The organism is Streptomyces murinus (assembly GCF_002154555.1).
In the GTDB taxonomy this organism is placed as follows: Bacteria; Actinomycetota; Actinomycetes; order Streptomycetales; family Streptomycetaceae; genus Streptomyces; species Streptomyces murinus.
In genome coordinates this window covers 1-3459 of record NZ_MUNF01000705.1, presented here as the reverse complement: position 1 = coordinate 3459, position 3459 = coordinate 1, and the positions used below count along the sequence as shown (strand labels likewise).

The following is a 3459-nucleotide window of genomic DNA, read 5'->3' as shown; positions in this document are numbered from 1 at the left end:
GGACACCCGTCCCGCCACCGCCCTCCGTCACCGTAAAATCCGCACGTCAGGGCCACCACAACGCCCCCGGAGGAGCCATGGCCGAACACCCCGCCTACCCCGTAGGTCTGCGCCTCTCCGGCCGCCGCGTGGTCGTCCTCGGCGCCGGACAGGTCGCCCAGCGCCGGCTGCCCGCCCTGATCGCGGCCGGCGCGGACATCGTCCTCGTCTCCCCGGAGGCGACCCCCTCCGTCGAGGCGATGGCGGACACGGGCGAGCTCACCTGGCACCGGCGGCGCTACACGGACGGCGACCTCGCCGACGCCTGGTACGCGCTCATCGCCACCAGCGACCCCGACGCCAACACCGCCGCCTCCGCCGAGGCCGAGCGGCACCGCGTCTGGTGCGTACGCTCCGACGACGCCGACCTGGCCACCGCCTGGACCCCCGCCACCGGCACCAGCGAGGGCGTCACCGTCGCCGTCCTCACCACGGACGCCCGCGGCCGCGACCCCCGGCACACCGCCGCCGTCCGCGACGCGGTCGTCGAGGGCCTGCGCGACGGCACCCTGGTCGCCCCCCACCACCGCACCCGCGCCCCCGGCGTCGCGCTGGTCGGCGGCGGCCCCGGCGACCCCGACCTGATCACGGTCCGCGGCCGCCGGCTGCTCGCCGAGGCGGACGTCGTCATCGCCGACCGGCTCGGCCCCCGCGACCTGCTCGCCGAACTCCCCCCGCATGTCGAGGTGATCGACGCGGCGAAGATCCCGTACGGCCGCTACATGGCCCAGGAGGCCATCAACAACGCGCTGATCGAGCACGCCAAGCAGGGCAAGTCGGTCGTACGGCTCAAGGGCGGCGACCCCTTCGTCTTCGGGCGCGGGATGGAGGAGGTCCAGGCGCTCGCCGAGGCCGGCATCCCCTGCACCGTCGTCCCTGGCATCTCCAGCTCCATCTCGGTGCCGGGCGCGGCCGGCATCCCGGTCACCCACCGGGGCGTCGCCCATGAGTTCACGGTCGTCAGCGGCCATGTCGCCCCCGACGACGCGCGTTCGCTGGTCGACTGGCCCTCGCTGGCCAAGCTCACCGGCACCCTGGTGATCCTGATGGGCGTCGACAAGATCGGGAAGATCGCCGAGACGCTCGTCGCGCACGGCAAGTCCCCGAAGACCCCGGTCGCCCTGGTGCAGGAAGGCACGACGGCCGCGCAGCGCCGCGTCGACGCCACCCTCGCCACGGTCGCCGAGACCGTCCGCACCGAGGACGTGAAGCCCCCGGCGGTCATCGTGATCGGCGCGGTCGTGACGGAGGGCCCCGATCGGGCCGTCTGACCGAATACCCCCTTGATCACGCGTAACCTCGGGTAACGCACGTCTACCCAGCCGTTGGCACCACACCCAGGACAAGGCAGTATCACCCTGTGGCCGATCTCATCACCGTCGAGGACCCCGACGACCCGCGCCTCTTGGACTACACGGACCTCACCGACGTCGAGCTGCGCCGCAAGCGCGAGCCCGCCGAGGGCCTGTTCATCGCCGAGGGCGAGAAAGTCATCCGCCGCGCCAAGGAAGCCGGCTACGAGATGCGCTCCATGCTGCTCTCGGCCAAGTGGATCGACGTCATGCGCGACGTCATCGACGAACTCCCCGCCCCTGTCTACGCCGTGAGCCCCGAACTCGCCGAGCGGGTCACCGGCTACCACGTGCACCGCGGCGCCCTCGCTTCCATGCAGCGCAAGCCGCTGCCCACCGCCGCCGAACTGCTCGGCTCCGCCCGCCGCGTGGTGGTCATGGAGTCGGTCAACGACCACACCAACATCGGCGCCATCTTCCGCTCCGCGGCCGCCCTCGGCATGGACGCCGTGCTGCTCTCGCCCGACTGTGCCGACCCGCTGTACCGGCGCAGCGTCAAGGTGTCGATGGGCGCCGTGTTCTCGGTGCCGTACGCCCGCCTGGAGAACTGGCCGAAGGGCCTGGAGCAGGTCCGCGAGGCCGGCTTCACCCTGCTCGCCCTCACCCCGGACGAGAAGGCCCGCAGCCTGGACGAGGCCGCCCCGCACACCATGGACAGGGTCGCGCTGATGCTGGGCGCCGAGGGCGGCGGCCTGTCCAGGCAGGCCCTGGTCGCCGCCGACGAATGGGTCCGCATCCCGATGTCCCACGGCGTCGACTCGCTCAACGTGGGCGCGGCGGCCGCGGTCGCCTTCTACGCGGTGGCGACGGGACGACCCCGGTCCTGACCGGGACCCTCCTGCACGACGGCGCCGCGCCGGGTGAGGAGAGACCCGTACGGGTCGCCGTACGACCCCTCGCCTCCGGCCACTCGCGCGTGGTCGGCCGGCAGCTGCCGTGACTGCCGTACGCCCGGCCCGGCGCTCCCGCCGGACGCGCCCCCGGACCCGTCGCCCAGACCCCGGGCCGGGCCCTGGCAGCCCTGGGCCAGGGCGATGCCGAGGGCCACGAGCAGGGTCACCACGAAGAACACGGTGAGGCGCTGACGCAGCAGGCGGGGGTTGGCGGGGCGCAGCCCGGTCTTCGTGGTGCGCGGCGCCGGACGCCGGGCACCGCCGCGGGTACCGGGACGGCTGCCACCGGTGGACCGGGGGCCGCTGCCCCGCTGCTCGGGGGCGGGCCGGGCCGCACCCGGACGCGAGGGAGTACCGCCACCGCGGGAACCGCCCCGCGAGGGCACCCCGCCCCGGGGGGCCGCACCGCGCGGCAACGGTGTGCCGGGGGCCTGGCGGCGCGCGGCACGCTGCGGTTCGGGGTAGGTGTCGACGAGCCGCCCGGTGGGCCGGTCCGCCTCCGCCGCGCGCGGGGACGGCGGCCGTGCCTCGCTCAGACCCTGGGCCTCGCGGGCCGCGATCTCCTTGAGCCGCAGCGACAGTTGGAGGGTGCTGGGCCGGTCCTCGGGGTTCTTGGCGAGACAGGCCCGGATCAGCGGGGCGAGCGCGTCGGGCACACCGTGCAGATGCGGTTCCTCGTGCACCACCCGGTACAGCATCACCTCCGAACTGCCGTGTCCGAAGGGGGAGTCGCCGGTCGAGGCGTAGGCGAGGGTCGCGCCCAGCGAGAAGACGTCGGNNGGCGCGAGGAAGCCGGGGGAGCCCACGGCGGTGCCCACATGGGTGAGGGTGGAGGCGCCGGTGGACCAGGCGATGCCGAAGTCGATGATCCGCGGCCCCTTGGGGGACAGCAGGATGTTGGAGGGCTTCAGGTCCCGGTGGACCACTCCCGCCTCGTGCACCGCGACCAGGCCCTCGGACAGTGCCGCGCCGATCGCCGCCGCGTCGGCCGCGAGCAGCGCGCCCTCGTCGGCGACCCGGTCGTGCAGCGAGGGCCCGGGGACGTACTGGGTGGCGAACCAGGGGCGGTCGGCCTCCAGGTCGGCGGCCACCAGCCGGGCCGTGCAACCACCGCGGATCCGACGGGCCGCGGAGACCTCGCGCGCGAAACGCGAGCGGAACTCCTGGTCCTCGGC

The 3459-nt window shown here is 74.4% G+C and carries 3 protein-coding genes; 2 read left to right on the top strand and 1 reads right to left on the bottom strand.

Annotated features, from left to right (window positions below):
• The first annotated feature begins 77 nt into the window (after positions 1 to 77).
• Complete coding sequence (cobA, locus tag CCN72_RS33490) at positions 78 to 1310, top strand: uroporphyrinogen-III C-methyltransferase (RefSeq protein ID WP_086812026.1); 1233 nt, start codon at positions 78 to 80, stop codon at positions 1308 to 1310.
• An 89-nt stretch (positions 1311 to 1399) separates the two neighbouring features.
• Entirely contained in the window at positions 1400 to 2218 is an 819-nt protein-coding gene (locus tag CCN72_RS33485) for a TrmH family RNA methyltransferase (protein ID WP_086812025.1), read from the top strand.
• On the opposite strand, the gene CCN72_RS33480 is transcribed toward CCN72_RS33485, so the two are convergent.
• A partial coding sequence (locus tag CCN72_RS33480) for a protein kinase domain-containing protein (protein ID WP_086812024.1) occupies positions 2185 to 3459 on the bottom strand: 1275 nt, incomplete at its 5' end. The two genes, CCN72_RS33485 and CCN72_RS33480, sit on opposite strands and share 34 nt — an antisense overlap.

Excerpts from the sequence above, each read along its gene's own strand:
- cobA (WP_086812026.1), top strand. The coding sequence starts at position 78 with ATGGCCGAACACCCCGCCTACCCCGTAGGTCTGCGCCTCTCCGGCCGC.